This is a genomic window from Anabaena sp. CA = ATCC 33047, from assembly GCF_963870205.1.
Lineage (GTDB): Bacteria > Cyanobacteriota > Cyanobacteriia > Cyanobacteriales > Nostocaceae > Trichormus.
This window is the reverse complement of record NZ_CAWMSA010000036.1, coordinates 134,685-149,757: the sequence shown is the minus strand read 5'-3', so window position 1 is coordinate 149,757 and position 15,073 is coordinate 134,685. Positions and strand designations below refer to the sequence as shown.

At 41.8% G+C, this 15,073-nt stretch carries 12 protein-coding genes; 6 read left to right on the top strand and 6 right to left on the bottom strand.

The genetic code is table 11. The annotated features are described in order from the left end of the window. The 3 genes from AACS98_RS09145 to AACS98_RS09135 all read right to left on the bottom strand — a co-directional run. The coding region (locus AACS98_RS09145) for a GldG family protein (protein WP_084386891.1) at positions 1-1,355 on the bottom strand (1,355 nt) is incomplete at its 3' end. Between the two features lie 134 nt (positions 1,356-1,489). Beyond that, positions 1,490-2,302, bottom strand: coding sequence for an ABC transporter permease (locus tag AACS98_RS09140; RefSeq protein WP_066378602.1), 813 nt, complete (start codon positions 2,300-2,302; stop codon positions 1,490-1,492). After that, the gene (locus tag AACS98_RS09135) at positions 2,303-3,295 is read right to left on the bottom strand and encodes an ABC transporter ATP-binding protein (RefSeq protein WP_066378601.1); all 993 of its coding nucleotides are present in this window, start codon (positions 3,293-3,295) and stop codon (positions 2,303-2,305) included. Positions 3,296-3,574: 279 nt separating this feature from the next. Here AACS98_RS09135 and AACS98_RS09130 point away from each other — a divergent pair, with 279 nt between their 5' ends. The 4 genes from AACS98_RS09130 to AACS98_RS09115 all read left to right on the top strand — a co-directional run bounded on the left by AACS98_RS09130 (position 3,575) and on the right by AACS98_RS09115 (position 7,787). Further along, on the top strand, positions 3,575-4,144 hold the full coding sequence (locus AACS98_RS09130) for a Uma2 family endonuclease (protein WP_066378600.1): 570 nt from the start codon (positions 3,575-3,577) through the stop codon (positions 4,142-4,144). Between the two features lie 167 nt (positions 4,145-4,311). Then, a complete protein-coding gene (locus AACS98_RS09125) occupies positions 4,312-6,396 on the top strand; it encodes an S-layer homology domain-containing protein (protein WP_066378599.1) in 2,085 nt (694 codons plus the stop codon). A 128-nt stretch (positions 6,397-6,524) separates the two neighbouring features. After that, on the top strand, positions 6,525-7,229 hold the full coding sequence (locus tag AACS98_RS09120) for a hypothetical protein (RefSeq protein WP_066378596.1): 705 nt from the start codon (positions 6,525-6,527) through the stop codon (positions 7,227-7,229). Between the two features lie 363 nt (positions 7,230-7,592). Further along, positions 7,593-7,787, top strand: a complete 195-nt coding sequence (locus AACS98_RS09115) for a hypothetical protein (protein ID WP_066378594.1) — start codon at positions 7,593-7,595, stop codon at positions 7,785-7,787. 108 nt (positions 7,788-7,895) lie between these two features. Here AACS98_RS09115 and AACS98_RS09110 read toward each other — a convergent pair whose 3' ends face one another. Further along, positions 7,896-8,867 (bottom strand): DUF1517 domain-containing protein, encoded by a 972-nt coding sequence (locus AACS98_RS09110; protein WP_066378590.1) that lies wholly within the window; start codon positions 8,865-8,867, stop codon positions 7,896-7,898. A gap of 1,357 nt (positions 8,868-10,224) precedes the next feature. On the opposite strand from AACS98_RS09110, the gene AACS98_RS09105 reads away from it, so the two are divergent. Beyond that, complete coding sequence (locus AACS98_RS09105) at positions 10,225-11,445, top strand: glycosyltransferase family 4 protein (RefSeq protein ID WP_066378683.1); 1,221 nt, start codon at positions 10,225-10,227, stop codon at positions 11,443-11,445. A 62-nt stretch (positions 11,446-11,507) separates the two neighbouring features. Here the strand turns inward: AACS98_RS09105 and thiS are convergent, their stop codons facing one another. Both thiS and AACS98_RS09095 read right to left on the bottom strand, forming a co-directional pair. Further along, positions 11,508-11,720 carry a sulfur carrier protein ThiS gene (thiS, locus tag AACS98_RS09100; RefSeq protein ID WP_066378588.1) on the bottom strand — a complete coding sequence of 71 codons (213 nt, stop codon included), beginning with the start codon at positions 11,718-11,720 and terminating at the stop codon, positions 11,508-11,510. Between the two features lie 18 nt (positions 11,721-11,738). Next, on the bottom strand, positions 11,739-12,890 hold the full coding sequence (locus tag AACS98_RS09095) for a thiamine phosphate synthase (RefSeq protein ID WP_369815971.1): 1,152 nt from the start codon (positions 12,888-12,890) through the stop codon (positions 11,739-11,741). Positions 12,891-13,112: 222 nt separating this feature from the next. On the opposite strand from AACS98_RS09095, the gene AACS98_RS09090 reads away from it, so the two are divergent. Further along, complete coding sequence (locus AACS98_RS09090; protein ID WP_066378586.1) at positions 13,113-14,978, top strand: DUF1565 domain-containing protein; 1,866 nt, start codon at positions 13,113-13,115, stop codon at positions 14,976-14,978. Positions 14,979-15,073: the final 95 nt, after the last annotated feature.

Below are 15,073 nucleotides of genomic sequence, written 5' to 3'. Positions count from 1 at the left end.
TGAGTTGTTGGTGTCGGTGACGCTGTTGGTGTGGGTGTCGCTGTCGCTTGAGTTGTTGGTGTCGGTGACGCTGTGGGTGTAGCTGTTGCTTGAGTTGCTGGTAATTTTCTGGTTAAAGCCACACCTAACGTTAAAGGCCCTTTCAGGTCTTTTTCGGGGTTAAACTCTAATTGTTCGCTTTGTAGGTCGCTTTCCGCCCAGCTATTAGGATAAGCTTTAGTTTGTAGCAGGGGTGTAGATTGAACGCCTTCAACTGGGGTAACTTCCAAAGGTCTGGCTAGGCGATAAAATGAAATGCCATTACCAAAGTCTTTAGTAATTGGGTGTTGACCATAATCTGTAATGATAGGTGCAGCAGGGCCTAGTCCTACACCTGCACCAGAGACATCGACAGCTAAACGATCATCTAGACGCACTCCCCACTCTTGAAGCAAACTGTTAAGATTGGGGTCGGTACTGGGGTCTATCATTAATAGGGCGTTACCACCACGATTAAGATAGTCTTGTAAAACTGTTACCTCAGCGTCAAATAATGCGCGTTTTGGCCCGGCTATAACTACAACGTCTGCATCATCGGGAACTTTGTTAGTTTCTGTGAGATTTAAGGGTGATGAGTTGTAATTTCTATCACCTAATGCTTGCACTGCTTGGGAAATTGCACTTTCATTACCTTCAATTGCGTGTTCGCCATGACCTTGAAGGAAGTAAACTTTAGCTGTGCGATCGCTTGTGATTTGTTGTAGTTTATTTGTTAACCTAATTTCTGACAGCCGTTCATTAACATTAACTGATTGTACTAATTGCCGTCTATCTCCAGATTCTAGGTAAACTTCCCCATAATCTTTAACACCAAATTTCTCTGCTAATCCTGGTCTACTTTGGGGATCAACATATTCAAATTGAAAGTCTGAGCTTTTGCGGCGATAATTTTGCAGTAGTTCCCTATCTTGGGGATTTTGAATTACATCAAACACCCATATTTTAACAGGTTGTTTGAGGTTACGGACTAATTCTTGTGATTGGGGGGAGAGGGTAAATAACTGGGTTTCTGTTAAGTCTGTCCGCAGTTGGTAACGAGTACCTAAAAAGTTAATTAATCCCAAAATTACTAATACCGCCAAAGTTGCAACTATGGCGTTAGCACTAGCTTGGGTAGAACGTTTTTGCCACCATTGACTGCGTTGGCTTTGCCATACTACCCACAAGCCACTGATGACAATTCCGACAATCAGAAACACTAGGGGAATTATACCCCATGTTTCTGACACTAAGCCAGCCGTTAAACCCGCAACACTGAAAAAAGGGCCTAACCAAAATAAATATTTCCAAAGTTTTTTTTGTGGGATAGTTTTCATATTATTTAGTTATTAGTCATTAGTTATTAGTCATGGCGCATAGACAAGTCAAAACTCAAAAGTAAATAATTCTTGTAAAAATTTATTTCATTTTGAATTTTTAATTTTGAATTTACTTGTCCCTAACCTCATAACTAATTACGTTGGAATCTTAGCGCATCAATTGATTGGGCTGTGAGAAAAATACCTAAGAAAATGTAACTAGCAAATAAAATTAAGGCACTACTATCAAAAATGCCTTGTATTAGGGTGTTGTAATGTTTGAGAATTGATAAATATCCGACAGCTTCTCCGATGTTTCCGCCGATATTTTTACCGATTAAATCAACGAATAACAGTAATAAAACTAGGGCGAAGGTGAAGACAGCCGAGAGAATTGTACTGTCTGTTAAGGAGGAAATAAACATTCCCAAGGAGAGAATTGAGGCTGCTAATAAGATTAAGCCTAAATGTCCGACTAAGGGAATTGTGGGTGACATGGGCGGATTAGACCCACTGATGGCGATCGCCTCAAACACAACTAATGGTAAAATCAAGGTGATGAAGAATGTCACCACTCCTAATAATTTCCCGACTGCTACCGCCCAGTTGGTGACGGGTGAGGTAGCTAAAAGTTCTAATGTTCCCCGCTTGCGTTCTTCGGCGTACAGCCCCATTGATAAGATTGGTAGAATAAATAACAATAGCCATCCGAGTCTGTCTAAAAATGCGCGCACAAATTCATAGGGGACATCAACAGGCGGTACTGGTACGCCTAATTGTTGGGCTTGTAAATCTAAGAAGGTGACTGATGGTAAAATCCCTTCTGGGCCTAGTAAAATCATCACTAAGAATAACCCAGCGAGAAACCAAAACACACCAGCGATCGCATAAGCTAGAGGTGAGACAAAATAACTCTGTAACTCCCGGCGATAAATGGCAATAATATTGCTGAAAACTATACCCATTTACGCTGCTTCTCCTTCATTGGCTGGTGAGTCACTTAAGTTTGTCAGGTTCTTTTCTTCTGTCGTCAGTTGCAAGAAGACATCTTCTAATGTCGCACTAATCCGTCGCATTTCATGCAAACTAAACCCAGAATGTACTAAAGTTGCAACAATATCTTTTCCAGGTTCGCTTCCTGGTTGTGCAAGCACCCGCAAGTAACTGCGGTTGTCTCTGGGATGACTTCCCGGTACAGATTCTACCAGACTCACACCCCCTATCTTTTGTAAGACTTGTTTGGCTAGGGCTGCTTCTCCTTCAATTTCTAATTCATACCCTGAGCCACCTGTCAACTGTGTCATCAAATTTTCTGGTGTGTTAGTAGCGACGACCTTACCCCGATTAATGATCGCCACCCGGCTACAGGTCATACTAACTTCTGGGAGAATGTGAGTAGAGAGAATAATGGTATGTGTACCGGCGAGACTTTTAATTAAGTTGCGTACCTCGATGATTTGCCGGGGATCAAGTCCTACAGTGGGTTCATCTAATATAATCGCTGGTGGGTCATGAACGATCGCCTGAGCAATACCAACTCGTTGACGATATCCTTTAGATAATTTGCGAATCAGAACTTGGCGTTTTTCTGCGAGGTTACAGCGTTTGAGGGCTGCGTCTACTTTTTGCGGGCGATCGCCGGCTGGTATACCTTTAATATGGGCGACAAAATGCAAAAATCCCTCCACCGTCATCTCTGTGTACAACGGTGGGGTTTCTGGTAAATAACCAATGCGTTGACGCACAGCTAGAGAGTCATCATGCACATCAAAACCTGCAATTTTCGCAGTACCACCACTTGCAGGTAAATAACCCGCCAAAATTCGCATAGTAGTAGTTTTACCAGCACCATTAGGCCCCAAAAATCCTAAAATCTCCCCTGGTTCGACATTAAAAGTCACATCAGTAATCGCAGGGGTGGAACCGTAGGTTTTACTCAGATGTTCAACTTCAATCATCGGTTTCCTGGCGATCGCAACTTGACTAGGGTACTCAACAATATTGACATTTTACCGATACTCTGGCTTCAGCTACGATGTTGACGCGTGAAATCTCATACAAGTTGCCAATCTCCCAGAAATTGCTATTTGACATTTTCTCCCGGATTTCTGACTCTCTTGTAGGGTGCGTCAGAATAAATCATCTAAACATGAACCAATTTTTAACATCTGACGCACCTGACTAATGTGACACCCAACATAATAGAAAGTAAAGCTAGTATTGCATAAGGTGAAACCATGCGATCGCCCATCAACCTGTTCACCGTCGATGAATACCTAGAACTAGAAAAATCTAGCGAACTGCGTCACGAATACCTCGGTGGACAAATCTTTGCTATGTCTGGCGGTAGCAAAGAACATAATTTGATAGCAGGGAATATTTACTCAAGACTACGTTCCCATTTGCGGGGTAGTTCCTGTAGTGTCTTCATGGCTGACATGAAAATCAAAATCAATCTAGCTAGTGAAGGCAAAAATTTATTTTACTATCCTGATGTTACAGTCACCTGTGACCGAGAAGATAAAGACCGTTTTTATCTAAATTATCCTTGTTTAATTATCGAAGTGCTATCACCCAGTACAGAAACTATAGATAGACGCGAAAAACTTGTTAATTACCGCAATTTAGAAAGTTTACAAGAATATGTTTTAGTTTCCCAAGATGAACTCAAAATAGAAGTTTATCGTCGAGATAGTCGAGGCAATTGGTTATTAGAAACGTTAGGACAAACAGATGATTTAAACTTAAACTCAGTAGGATTAACGCTTACAATGGCTGAAATCTACGAAGATGTCATCAATATATAACGAATTTTAGATCCCCGACTTATCCAAGAAGTCGGGGATCTATCCCCAACGAGATTGTAATTTATAAAACATAAATTATATACCTAGATACCCGACAGGCTTTGATTCTGCTATAACTAGGGTTGTTTAAAATAATTTGAATTTAAACAATTGCTGTTTAAGAATCAATGGTAAATCCGACTCCCATTACTACAGTCTATGTCAACCCCATTACCGGAAAAGATACTCATACAGGTTCTCGGCAAAGTCCGTTAAAAACCATCCTCCAGGCTTTAAAAGTCAGTCCGCCTGTAATTATTCAACTGGCACCGGGAAATTATAACAGTGCTAGTGGAGAAAGGTTTCCCCTGATAATTCCTGACGGGGTGACTGTGATAGGTAACGAAGCTAACAAAGGTGGGGGAATTGTAATTTCTGGGAGTGGGGAATATCAAAGCCCTAGTTTTGGGGTGCAGAATGTCACCTTACTTTTATTAAATAATAGTAGTCTTAGGGGTGTAACTGTTACTAATCCTGTAACTAAAGGTACTGGAGTTTGGATTGAATCAACAAGACCTAATATAGCTCATAATACTTTTACTCAATGCAGTCGAGAAGGTGTATTTATTAGCGGTACTGCTAAACCTGTAATTATAGATAATGTATTTGTGCAGAATGCCGCTAGTGGTTTGTTCATGGCACGCAATAGTAAAGGCGAAGTATTGCGGAATGTGTTTCAAAAGCAACCTTTGGGCATAGTGTTGAGTGATTTTGCTGCGCCTTTAGTTGCCCATAATAAATTAACTGATAATCGCACAGCGATCGCTCTTTCGCGGAATGCCTGCCCGGTATTGCGTCAAAATCTGATTGTCAAAAATGCCCAAGGTGGTTTATTAATCAAAGATAACGCCTTCCCTGATTTGGGTAACTCCCAAGATGCGGCGGGAAATATTTTTAATGACAATGGCGAATTTGATTTACAAAATACCACCTCACAGCCGTTAATTTCTGTAGGCAATCAGTTAAATCCTACCCAAGTCAAGGGACAGGTTGATTTTGTGTCGGTGACAACGGATAATCCTGTACAGTTAGCTAATACTAAGTTTATTGACTTAGCAGGACATTGGGCTGGGGCGTTTGTGGAAGCGTTGGTAAACAAAGGTATCATTAGCGGTTTTCCTGACGGGACTTTTGCCCCTAATTCACCCATCACCCGCGCCCAGTATGCGGCGTTGATTGCTAAGACTTTTAATTTACCTGCTAATAATCAACTAACCCAATTTAAGGATGTTAAATCAAATTTTTGGGCGGCATCAGCCATTAAACAGGCTGCACAGATGGGGTTTATTAGTGGCTTTCCTGATGGTACATTTCGACCAGGACAAAATTTAACTAAAGTGCAAGCTATAGTTTCTGTGGTTAATGGCTTAAAATTGACGGGTGGTAGTGCGAATGTCTTAAGTGTATATGGCGATCGCGCCCAAATTCCCAGTTATGCAACTAATGCTGTCGCCACCGCCACCGCAAAAAAGCTGGTTGTCAACTATCCCGACACTCGCTACATAGAACCTCTGCGAGATATCACCCGCGCTGAGGTGGCAAGTTTAATTTATCAAGCCTTGGTCGCTACTGGCCAAGAACCAGCGATCGCTTCTCCTTATATTATTCACCCAGAAGTCGAGCTTCCTGCCTTCACCGACTTAAACGGACATTGGGCAGAGCCATTTATTCGGGGTTTAGCCAATATGGGGATCACTCATGGTTTTGCCGATGGTAGTTACCAACCCAATCAACCCATGACTCGCGCCCAGTATGCGGCAATGGTGGCTGTGGCTTTTAACCCGACTCCCAAACGTCCACCAATTAATTTTACTGATGTTCCCCAGGACTTTTGGGCTTATCAGGCTTTACAAATTGCGGCGACTGGTGGCTTTGTCAGTGGATTTAGCGATCGCACTTTTCGCCCTCAGCAAAATGTGCAGAGACTACAGGTGATTGTTTCTCTAGTCAACGGACTAGCTCTACCGGCAGTTGATAGCAATCGCTTACTCATTTACACTGATAGTAATACGATCCCCGAATATGCCCGTAAGGCAGTAGCCACCGCAACACAAACAAGAATCGTTGCCAACTATCCCAATCCCCAACAACTCATCCCCACACGGGCAGCAACACGGGCAGAAGTCGCCGTCATGGTTTATCAAGCCTTAGTAGCGATTCAACAAGCACCAAGTATTAATTCACCCTATATTATTTCGACACCTGGCAGTTGACCAAGTAAAATGAGAAACACTGTCTATCAACTTGGCAACTTTAGGTAATAAATCCTACAGTTAAAAACACGCTAGGCTATGTCTGATGGGTAAATAGTTTATACCTCTTGCCAGCAGCCAAAACTCCCATGTCAACATCATTACCCCAAACTTTCGCCAAATTAGCAGCCTCTCTACTGATTCATTATAGTTTTGACCTCAGTGGCTATAGTGCTACTGAACTAATTCATCGTTGGCAAAAACTATATCCACCTGATTGGTTGCATCTCGCCGTGATCGAAGCCCTGTATCAAGGACGCTATAAAGGTATTTCCGTCCAGCAAATCTTGGCATTTTGGCATCGCCGAGGTCAGGCGATTTATCATTTTAATATGGAATTTGAGCGGTTGATTTGTAGCAAATTCCCGGAAAGCTTAACTGATTCCACGGCACCAGCCCTACCATTTGCCCGCCAACCAATTATCTCTCAGAAAACCAAGAGTTATCATCAGGAATATCAGGTAACTCCAGCTTTACCAGATCATGTTGAGCATCCACAGGAAATCAATCACTCTCAATCCTTACAGCTAATTAATCTTCCATCCCCAGAAGCTGTTAACCAAGAAGCAGCCCAGCCAGCAGAAAGGACATTAGTTGCTTCTGGTGTAGGTGTCGGCGTGTCTACTATCACACCCAGGTTCAATTCCTCCGCACCTCCTCAGCCCAGCCCACAACCGAACTCTCTGCCGGTGTCAGTGAATCATCCACCCATTGGGCAGTTTACCCCAAGCAGTAGCGATCGCTGTGAATCCTTTACCTCAAAACTCAAAGCCTTCTCCGGCGATCACCTCTGATCTTAATTGATCGGGGAGGCGATCGCTTGCATTCCCTTTGTAAGTAAACACTGACTAAACTGTTAATTGTGCCTACCAGCTAGAGAATTAATATATTTTGCTGTTGTTATATTTTTGTTAAATTACAGTTTTTCAATATGTAATTTATCAATATATTTTCAACTCAAATCATCATCTTACTACTACACTAATTATATAGAGTTAATTTCTCAAAAAAAATTTACAACCTGCATAATTTTTGGCATAAATATTCTCAAAGGCTGATGTTACCACCAAAGTATTTCTAACTTTTGAGAGTCTTCAATTCTCATCAGAGAAGATTATGTTAGGACTAGCGACTATGGAAGGCATTACAGCAGAAATATGCAGCAAAATCGTCCTAGCAATATATTTATACGTGCCTTCGTCTTAATTTTTGTCATGCTAGCTATATTCATCTTAGGCTCAATCATTCAACAAGCCCAAAATCAACCATACACCCCGGAAGAACCGGAAGTTGATTTATCTAGGATTGTGGTATTTCAGATGAAGACTACAGAAATTAGTTTGAGAAGATAGATAAAAATATACGACCTGCAAGTATTCATACCAATTTTAAATGAAGTTGCACCCAATAAATTATGTAGAGACGTTGCATGCAACGTCTCTAATGTTCACAGACAAACTCTAAACCAGAGTCAAATCAGGATACTCAGCTAACAAATCATCAGAGGTAAGAGTATCACCTTCAGCTTGAGGTGTCCAAAGCACTTCAATAGCCAAAAGTTGATCAGCCGGAATGCTACCCATTTGTCGCAAAGCTTGACGCAAATCATCAGTATTGTTGACAGTAGGAAGTTCAAGCTTACCCAAAGTTGCCGCCAATAACGTCACAATAATATATTCCCCAGGGCCTTCACTAAATAAACGGGTGGGGTTATCGAGTTCACCAGATGCAGGTAAAGCTTCTTGCGCTTGGGCTGCTTTGAGTTGGTTATTGACGTTAGACAAAGTTTCTTCGCTAAACTTGCTACGTTCTGCCAGTGCTAGACGGTTAAACTGAGATTCAGCCGAAGTTAATTTTGCTTGTTGTGTACCAGCACCAGCATATACCCAATATTCAGGGTGACGCAGCAAAGCTAAACTAGCTTCTTGTAGCACTTCGGTGCGCCCTTCTGGGGAATTGGTATCAGCAGTTTCAGCGATGCGGTTGAGTTCTGGTTGCAAATCACGGGCTTGTGCTAATAACCCAACTTGCAAACGCGCTACGCTGACAGTGGGGTTGCTGCTGTAGGCGACTTCTTCACCTCCACCACTGGAGACACGGCGGAAAGTTTGCATTAAGAAGTTAGCGATCGCAATAAAAATTAAAATCGTAAACAAACCCCCAAAACCTCCCCCAATACCCCAGAAAGGAATCAAGAAAGGAAAGCCAAAACCACCACCAGGATAAGGTGTAGAGTATCCACCACCAGGAGGTGCATAGGGGCGGGGGTTGTAAGTGCGGCTAGGCGCTCTAAACCCACCACCGCCAATTCTGCCACCACTACGGGCTGCTAATGCACCATCAGCGTGACTAAATACCAATGTCAACACCAAGCCAAGGGTGACGAAGGTTTTTAACAAAGGTTTGATAGAGAGTGGTCTTTTTTTAGGCATAATCACAGTTGCATGAAAAACGATATTCTTTAATTATTTTTCTCTTGTCAGAGCGTTGAGGTGGGTAAGTGATACCAGCCCGTAATCAGCAGTCTTTGATTGGTAGTAGCTTTATGTACGCTCATATTTTTGGCTACATATCCAATCTACCGCGTCTGATCTTGGGTCAGCAGTCAACTGAAGGGGGATTTCTGTAGTGGATAACCGTACCTCAGAATTTCAGCCCTTTGAAGGAACTTTGGAATTAATTAATGATTACCCCTCCCCAAGTCTGTGCGGTTGCTCTTAACGCGGGTGTAGGGGGAGATGAGTCAGCATTGGGAGCAACTTCAGGATTTTCAGATATTTTTTTATGTAAAAAAAGTAGGAGTTTCCCATTGCTCAACCCTTACAGGTATAGGAAATAGGTAATTAAATTTTTCGATTTGTACAAATTTTTGTCAATAATCAAATAGATTTTCTAAATCATCATCTTTTTTAATTAAGGTTGATAATTTGTAAATTTAACAGCATTTTTCATGAGTTCATTACAGTTACAAATCGGATTTTTTAGCATCACTTTTGCCAAAATACCTAAATCTTAGCGAGACAAAATCAACAAACAATTAACAAATACTTCACATAATTAACAACAACATTTCTATATTTCTTCTTCTAAAATATAGCTATAACGTCATAAGGTTAAGTTCGCTTAAACTTTGCAGCAGTTGCTTGATTGCAATTAAATTCAGGTGGGCAATATGAAAAATTTGCTCAAACTATTATTTTGACCTTGTGGAAATTGCCCACCCTAGGTGATTGAAAATGGTGCTAGGTAGTACAGAGTGTCTAACAAGGCTGTAAATATCTCTACTCTAGCTAGTTTCATGAAGGATTGTAAATTTTTTTGACAAAAAAATGCTGAAATGGTTATCTTTCGGTTCTAATTGTTGGCTAAAAATCAAAAAGAGGAGAAAATTAAATACTGAAATCTATCAAAAACTCAGTAAAAATTATTGTGGCGTTCATTAGGGGAGGAAGTAAATAAAACGACAATATTTTATTTGGGATAACAGATGCACTAAGAGTCAAAAAATTGGCGCAATTTGATGCCAAGCTGCGAGTTTTTCAGTTTTGTTACATATCAGTGTTTAGTCATAAAACCTATCAGATTTATACCATAGTGAACTATCTGCGTTGAATTTCTGCAATGTCAATATGGAGGAAAGATTCTGGCTGCTGGAAACAGACAGTAGCCGATGACAAGAGAAAATGTCAGTTTTTATGACAAATAATCAGTTAATTCCTATGAGTTACTTTGCCTGAGTTGCAAGTTGAAACCCTAGAACTTATTTGCATTCAATTTCACGAAACCAACATGGAACACGTCTCGCAACTAGCAACCCCCATCAGAGAAACAACGGCATCCCCGGATATTTTGGTGATATCACGCCTGTTTCTGCCTAAAGAAGCTGTAATTGGTGAATATCTCTACAATCGCTGTCTTCAAGATCAAGAAAGAGTAATTGTTTTGGCGGCTAGTTGTGCGGGTGATCAAGTTTTTGATAAAGCACAACAGTTTCCTGTGTATCGCTGGCTAAATCTGCAAAATTTCTTGGGGAATGTTATCGGTAGTTATTTACAGCCTCTTTTGAATTTTATCTTCTCATTTGTATTCGCAATTAAGCTGTATTTTCGCTATCGTTACCGCTATATTGAATGGGGTCACGGTTACGATTTCCCCTCACTGTTATTATTGAGTTATATCTTACCTGTGCGCTGTTTTATTTACTTGCATGGTCAGGATATAGCTTGTGCTATTCGCAATCCTCTATGGCGATCGCTCTTTAAGCTTACCCTAAAACGTGCCGACGGCATTGTTTGTAATAGTTCCTCTACCCAAGATTATCTGAGAAATACCTTCCGCTTGGCAACCCCTACCCATGTGATTCACCCGGTAATTAGACCAGAAAAATTTGGTTTGGGAAACAATAGCAAAAATTTAGAGGAGTTAGGCGATCGCATCCGTCAGGCTTATAATATTCCCCAAACGTCTATAGTCATTCTCTCCGTAGGACGCTTAATCAAGCAAAAAAGCTTTGAGGGTGTGATTGAGAACTTACCACTATTATTAACTATCGGTGTTGATGTTCACTATCTCATCTGCGGTGAAGGTAACTGTGAAGCAGAATTAAAAGCTTTAGCGCAATGCTTGCGTGTAGACAACCGGGTACACTTTGCTGGATATGTACCTCATCAAGAATTAGCAGCCTATTATGCCGCCTGTGATATCTTTGCTATGTTGAGCGTTGCAGATAAAAAAGCTAGAGGTTTAGAAGGCTTTGGGGTTGTCTACTTAGAAGCAAGTTACTTTGGTAAACCTGTAATTGCTTCTTGTCATGGTGCTTTACTGGACATAGTGCGCCATGAAGAAAACGGTCTATTAGTTAATCCTAAATCTGGCTATGAAGTATTTCAAGCTTTCAAGAAACTATCTCAAGACTCACAACTGCGGGAAAAACTAGGCCGCCAAGGTAAAGAATTAGCCAACCGTAGAACTCTACACCGTTCTTTATATGTGGGTACTGTTGACTGTTGACTAATGACTAATAACAATGACTAATGACTAATGACTAATGACTAATGACTAATAACTATTTTTCATCCTCCACCGACAATCGTGACTATTTCGAGACGATCGCCTGATTGTACTGTAGTTTGTTCCCAGAATTGACGATGTAAAATTTCGCCGTTATATTCTACAGCTACTAAGCGGGGGTTGAAACCTAACTGTTGGAGTAAATCAGGTAACGGGGTAAGGGAAGCACAACTACGAGTTTCCCCGTTTACCTGAAGGCTAATCTCATGAGACATAAGCCGGATGTTTGCACCTTAAAACATTGATGGGTTGTCTGGTTGGACGCGATTAAGTTGGGAGAGTAAATATTGGGTGACTAAAGTAGGTTGTTCAGCTTGCATGAGCGATCGCACTACTGCTACCCTTTCTGCACCTGCATCAATCACATCATTGATATTATTCACATCTATGCCCCCAATCGCAAACCAGGGAACGGAACTATTTTTTACGGCGTAACGCACGTATTCTAAACCCGCCGCCGCTTTACCTGCTTTTGTCGGTGTTTCATACACAGGCCCTACGCCAATATAATCTGCACCTTCAGCAATGGCTTTTTGCATTTCGTCTGAGTTGGTAGTGGAACGACCGATTAATCGTTGAGGGCCGAGTAATTGACGAGCGATCGCAATGGGCATATCTTGTTGTCCTAAGTGTACCCCATCTGCATCTACAGCCATAGCCAAATCTACGCGGTCATTGATAATCAACAAAGCACCGTAAGCATGACACAATTGTTGCAGCTTTGTAGCTTCTTCCAGACGCACACTATCATCAGCATCTTTACTGCGGTATTGTACCAAAGTCAAACCACCTTTAAGGGCTGCTTCTACAATACTTAATAAATCTGCTGATGGAGATGTTACCAGATATAAACGCGATCGCCATAAAAGTTGATGACGCTGATACCCCATTAAATCACTCTCCAGGGTATAAACCTGATACCGCATCTGCTTAAAAGCCTTACCCATATTGGGATGATAGAGTTTTCCATATTCCTCCACCACCCGGAAAGCTTCTTGAATCCGGCAAAAGTTAGCTTGTAACAATGCCTTAATACTAGAGCGTTGTTCTTCTTGGGGATGACTTAACTCAGTACCGGGATCACCTGCTGTATCTCTGGCGGCGCGTAATTCCGCAGTGTGCCAAATAGCCACCTCTTGGCGTAGGTGTTTACACTCCCCAGCCATTTCGGCGTTATTTAACCCAAAACGACACCATTCTTCTATAATTCGCAACCCTTCACGAGCGCGGTCTAGATTAGCATCTAAAATACGGTGAACAACCTGTTGAATTTGCTTTTGTTGGCTGTATGGCTCGACCATTACAACAACCCCATTAGTGATGTTTTTATCGTAATAGCCAACCTCTTTCATAGTTGCAACTTCTTTTGCATAATCGATTTGCATAGTTTTGGGTACTGGGGATCAGGGATTGGGCATTGGGGATTGGGTACTGGGTACCGAGAAAATTTTTCCTAGTCCCTAGTATCCAGTCTCCAATCCCCAGTTCCCTCCTTAATTACTTTGTATGCAAAATAGCCAATCGGTCAATAGAACGGATAACATTAACGACATACTGAATATGGGAAGTATGAATATTTATAATTACTTCTAAGGAGTGGTGTGAAGATGATTTCCTTCCTGTTTGCGCCAAAATATCATCATTTAAACAATTTGCAGACTCAGCCCACTGCTTTGGCATTCGCAAGGTATCCAGTTTTTGGGTTATCTATATTATGCAGCTTGAGTATAGCCACGATAACTTCACTGAGCATCAACATTGGTAGCGTTGTTGCTCAAGTACCGACTGTTTCCACTCAAAGTTCTACGGGTGAAACATCACTTTCCCAGGTTAATGTACTGTTTGTCAACCCCAATGCCGGAGATGACACCACAGGTAATGGTAGTGAAAATGCGCCTTGGCGGACGATTACCCAAGCATTACGAGTTGCTACCCCGAATACAATAATTAAGCTAGCTCCTGGTGCTTATAGTGCAGATACAGGAGAAGTTTTCCCCCTCATCCTAAAACCGGGTGTATTTATTCAAGGTGATACCGAGAATAAAGGACAAAGGATCAGGATTCAAGGCGGTGGACAATTTCTCAGTCGTAGTTTTGGGGGACAAAACGTCACCATTGTTGGTGCGAACAAAGCCGGGGTAAGTGGGGTAACGGTAACGAACTCTAACCCCCGTGGTTATGGTGTATGGATCGAATCGAGCCAGACAATCATTGCAGACAATACGTTTACAGGCAATACTCAAGATGGCGTAGCGGTAGCGGGTAATAGTGCTAGCACAATTACTAAAAATTACTTTTATCGCAATGGAGCCAACGGTATTACGATCAGTGGTAATTCTCAAGGGCAGGTAAGAGAAAATGTGTTTGCACAAACAGGTTTTGGGATTAATATTACCCAAAATGCTGCGCCGGTAGTCGTCAGCAATGTAATTCAAGACAACCGTGCAGGGATGATAGTTCAAGCTAACGCTCGTCCGATTTTACGGCAGAATATCATTGAAGGCAGTAGAGAAGATGGTTTAGTTGCGATCGCTCAAGCAATACCAGATTTGGGTAACGCTAGCGAACCCGGTGGTAATCAATTTCGGAATAATCGCCGCTATGACATTAATGCTAGTGCGGCGAAACAGGAAATTGTAGCGGTTGGTAACACGATTAATCAGCAACGCCTCGCTGGTAAAGTCAATATAACCGCATCAGTAGCTACTGCTAACAATCAAGTGCTTGAGCAAATACCTGAGAATGGCGAAATTGACTTTATAGCCCCTAGTGTAGCTGACAATAACAATCAACTCAGAAATCAAAACCGCAGCCAAACATCACCACTGACATCAGCCAACGCACCCCTGACTATACCTAGATACAATCAAACACAATCAGCTGCGATCGCCAACAGAACAACAAACAGAAATCGACAAATTACCCGCCGCCCAGTCTCCCCCAGAAAACCGACAGCATTACCACCCGTACCAGCCCAAACAGCCCAGCTAAACTTTGTGCAGATAGATAAAAACACGATTGAATTTGTTGCACCCCAGCCAGAACAACCACAGCCAAACAGCAATCAATCAAATTTTGTTTCATTGCCACCTGAAGTGAGACAACAAAGCCAATCAATACCTGCATTAGAAGAGTCTGCACGAGATACTAACATTTTGCCAGTACCTAGTGGGAATATCCCCTTGGGGAACACCCGCAATATGCGAAAAGTTTCAGCCAACCGCACAGAAACTACTAACTATAGTGGTAATTCATCTACCAACGCAGGTTTACGCTATCGTGTGGTAGTAGTAGCGATGAGTGAACAAGAGCAGGAATTAGTGAAATACTTAGCTCCTGGTGCATTTTCCACAGTATGGCAAGGACGCAGAGTCATGCAAGCCGGAGTATTTAGCAGTCGTGATAATGCCGAGGCGATGGTGGGAATACTTAATAATAATGGTTTAAGAAGTATAGTTGAGCCATTGAATTGATTAGATAACTTTGAGGAATCAATATCAGCGATCGCTTGTAATCTTAGCAGGCGATCGCTTTTTATTAACTTCAGTCATTAGTCATTAGTCATTAG

What these genes read in the sequence shown, in the direction of transcription:
- AACS98_RS09140 (WP_066378602.1), bottom strand. Translation starts at nt 2,302, where the DNA reads ATGGGTATAGTTTTCAGCAATATTATTGCCATTTATCGCCGGGAGTTA.
- AACS98_RS09135 (WP_066378601.1), bottom strand. Translation starts at nt 3,295, where the DNA reads ATGATTGAAGTTGAACATCTGAGTAAAACCTACGGTTCCACCCCTGCG.
- AACS98_RS09130 (WP_066378600.1), top strand. Translation starts at nt 3,575, where the DNA reads ATGCGATCGCCCATCAACCTGTTCACCGTCGATGAATACCTAGAACTA.
- AACS98_RS09125 (WP_066378599.1), top strand. Translation starts at nt 4,312, where the DNA reads ATGGTAAATCCGACTCCCATTACTACAGTCTATGTCAACCCCATTACC.
- AACS98_RS09120 (WP_066378596.1), top strand. Translation starts at nt 6,525, where the DNA reads ATGTCAACATCATTACCCCAAACTTTCGCCAAATTAGCAGCCTCTCTA.
- AACS98_RS09115 (WP_066378594.1), top strand. Translation starts at nt 7,593, where the DNA reads ATGCAGCAAAATCGTCCTAGCAATATATTTATACGTGCCTTCGTCTTA.
- AACS98_RS09110 (WP_066378590.1), bottom strand. Translation starts at nt 8,867, where the DNA reads ATGCCTAAAAAAAGACCACTCTCTATCAAACCTTTGTTAAAAACCTTC.
- AACS98_RS09105 (WP_066378683.1), top strand. Translation starts at nt 10,225, where the DNA reads ATGGAACACGTCTCGCAACTAGCAACCCCCATCAGAGAAACAACGGCA.
- thiS (WP_066378588.1), bottom strand. Translation starts at nt 11,720, where the DNA reads ATGTCTCATGAGATTAGCCTTCAGGTAAACGGGGAAACTCGTAGTTGT.
- AACS98_RS09095 (WP_369815971.1), bottom strand. Translation starts at nt 12,890, where the DNA reads ATGCAAATCGATTATGCAAAAGAAGTTGCAACTATGAAAGAGGTTGGC.
- AACS98_RS09090 (WP_066378586.1), top strand. Translation starts at nt 13,113, where the DNA reads ATGATTTCCTTCCTGTTTGCGCCAAAATATCATCATTTAAACAATTTG.